The organism is Pseudoduganella sp. RAF53_2, assembly GCF_052113985.1.
GTDB lineage: Bacteria > Pseudomonadota > Gammaproteobacteria > Burkholderiales > Burkholderiaceae_D > Rugamonas.
In genome coordinates this window covers 1-2,660 of the sequence record NZ_JBFRDW010000748.1, presented here as the reverse complement: position 1 = coordinate 2,660, position 2,660 = coordinate 1, and the positions used below count along the sequence as shown (strand labels likewise).

The window sequence follows — 2,660 nt, the reverse complement described above, 5'->3', positions numbered from 1 at the left end:
CGTCAGGGTGATGTAGGAACTGGTCTGCGTATCGTAAAGACGGCGATTCGGATATTTCTTGATCAATCGTTCGGTACTTTTCTTTGCACTACTCATCACAAGTCCATTTATTGCGCCGCAGCGCGTTTACCTGCCGTTGATAATGTTTGCGAGCCTATTATAGATGTAAAAAATCGTGACAGGCAGCATAAGTTATAAGTTCGATGCCTGTTCTGATCATTATTGCAACGCAACTTAAATGACTTGAAGCCGGACCGGCAGGCAGTCCGGCCACTTTCTGTCATTAATCAGCTCTTACCTTTACGTAACGGCCCGGAGCGGCTTCGATCGGCTTGTGTTTGGTATTGCCGAGCTTGGCGCGCGCCTTCACTTGCTCGCCGCCGTGTTTGGCCAGGAAGCCCGACCATTCACCCCACCAGCTGCCGGGATGCTCGGTCGCCTTGCCGAACCACTCGTCCGCTGTCAGCGCCTTGCCGTCGTTGACCCAGTAGCTGCGCTTCTTCTTGGCGGCCGGATTGATCACGCCGGCGATGTGGCCGGAAGCGCCCAGCACGAAGCGGTTATTTTCCGGCTTTTTCGGGTTCAGGATGCGCAAGGAGTCGAAGGCGGACTGCCACGGCACGATGTGATCTTCCCTCGAACCATAGATGAAGGCGGGGGTGTCGATTTTCGAGAGGTCGATCTTCTCGCCGGCCACTTTTACTTTACCCGGCACTTTCAGGTTATTTTCCAGATAGGTCTGGCGCAGATACCAGCAGAACATCGGCCCCGGCAGATTGGTCGAGTCCGAGTTCCAGTACAGCAGGTCGAACGGCGGCGGCTCGTTGCCCTTCAGGTAGTTGGACTGCACATAATTCCACACCAGGTCGTTCGGACGCAGGCTGGAGAAAGTGCTGGCCAGGTCGCGCCCCATCATCAGGCCGCCATTGGCGAGGGTCTGTTCGCGCAGCTGCACTTGCGGCTCGTCCACGAATACCTGCAGCACGCCGGTATCCCGGAAGTCGAGGAAGGTGGTCAGCAAAGTCAGGCTGGAGGCCGGATGTTCGCCGCGTGCGGCCAGCACGGCCAGCGCGGTGGACAGCAGCGTGCCGCCGATGCAGAAGCCCAGCATATTCAACTGGTCCTGCTTGACGATTTCGCGGGCAACGTTGATGGCGTTGATCACGCCCTGCTCGATGTAATCGTCAACCGAGGCCTTATTGATCGAGGCATCGGTCGGATTGCGCCAGGAAACCAGGAACACGGTATTGCCCTGCTCTACGCCGTAGCGCACCAGCGAATTTTCCGGCTGAAGGTCGAGAATATAGAATTTGTTGATGCACGGCGGGACGATCAGCAAAGGACGCTCGGCCACGGTGTCGGTCTTCGGCGCGTACTGGATCAGCTGGAACAGCTCGTTCTCGCACACCACCTGACCCTCGGTGGTCGCCAGGTTGCGGCCCACTTCAAAGGCCTTTTCGTCGGACAGCGAAATATGGCCCTTCTGCATATCGCCCAGCATATTGGCCAGGCCCTTGGTCAGGCTTTCGCCCTTGGTTTCGATCAGCTTGGCCTGCGCTTCCGGATTCGTAGCCAGGAAGTTGGCGGGCGACATGGCGTCCACAATCTGCTGYACGGCAAAGCGGATTTTCTGCTTCTGGTGCGGGGTCGCATCCACGGCTTCCGCCATGGCGGTGAGGAATTTGGCGTTCAGCAGGTATGATGCTGCATGAAACGCCGACACAGGATTGCCCTGCCAGGCTTCCGAGGAGAAACGGCGGTCTTTGACAGCCGGGGCTTTGCCGCCCATGAACTCCTGGAAGAGCTGGCCGAATTCGGTCATGTACTCGTTTTTGAGCTTTTCCAGCACATCCGGTTTGACGGACGCGCCAGCGTCACGCAACAGTGCGGAGCCCGGGATTACATCCATTTCCGGCATCATCTTGAACCAGGATTGCCACTGGTTGGGGTCGCTGATCTGCGCCATCCATGCGTTGGCAATGACTTGCGGGTCGGGCATGTTCATATTGAGTCCAATTCGAGTGTTGAATTACTAAAAACCTAGACTGCTTATGTGGATTGTTGCTGTTGCCTGGATCTACGTCGTTCTTCTCATGGCGTTCACGGAACCCTCCGTGGTCGCCGGGATCATGACCTTCCTGCTTTATTGTGTGTTGCCTTTAGGGATACTATTTTATCTAACGGGAGGTAAAGCTCGCAAACGCAAGCGAGCTGCTCAAGCGAAACCGCCTGAAATTCCCCCATCTACTTGATCCATATCAAGCTGGCTTGACGGCCGGTGACCTTGTCACGGCGGTAGGAGTAGAAGGTGCCGGGTTCGCTGACCGTGCAGCGATCGCCGCCGGCGACGCGGCGCACACCGGCACGGGCCAGGGCCAGACGCGCCAGGGCGTAGATATCGGCCAGGAATTTGTCGCCGCGCGGCTGGAAGGCCAGCTGTGCGCTGGCGTCGCGGACAAGGAAGGCGTCCAGCACTTCCGGGCCGACTTCGAACTGCGTGGGGCCGATGGCAGGACCCAGCCAGGCGGTGATTTCCGTGGCGCCGGCCGTGCGCATGGCCTCCACCGTGTCTTCAAGAATGCCTGCGGCCAGTCCGCGCCAGCCGGCGTGCGTGGCGCCGACCACGCGGCCTTCGAGATCGGCAAACAGCACCGGAAGAC

At 58.4% G+C, this 2,660-nt stretch carries 3 protein-coding genes; all 3 read right to left on the bottom strand.

The window, feature by feature from the left end; all coding sequences use genetic code 11:
* A partial coding sequence (locus tag AB4Z11_RS28885) for a polyhydroxyalkanoate synthesis regulator DNA-binding domain-containing protein (protein WP_442029264.1) occupies nucleotides 1-96 on the bottom strand: 96 nt, incomplete at its 3' end.
* A 187-nt stretch (nucleotides 97-283) separates the two neighbouring features.
* Complete coding sequence (phaC, locus tag AB4Z11_RS28880; protein ID WP_442029263.1) at nucleotides 284-2,005, bottom strand: class I poly(R)-hydroxyalkanoic acid synthase; 1,722 nt, start codon at nucleotides 2,003-2,005, stop codon at nucleotides 284-286.
* A 239-nt stretch (nucleotides 2,006-2,244) separates the two neighbouring features.
* On the bottom strand, nucleotides 2,245-2,660 hold a 416-nt coding region (locus tag AB4Z11_RS28875; protein ID WP_442029262.1), incomplete at its 5' end, for a laccase domain-containing protein.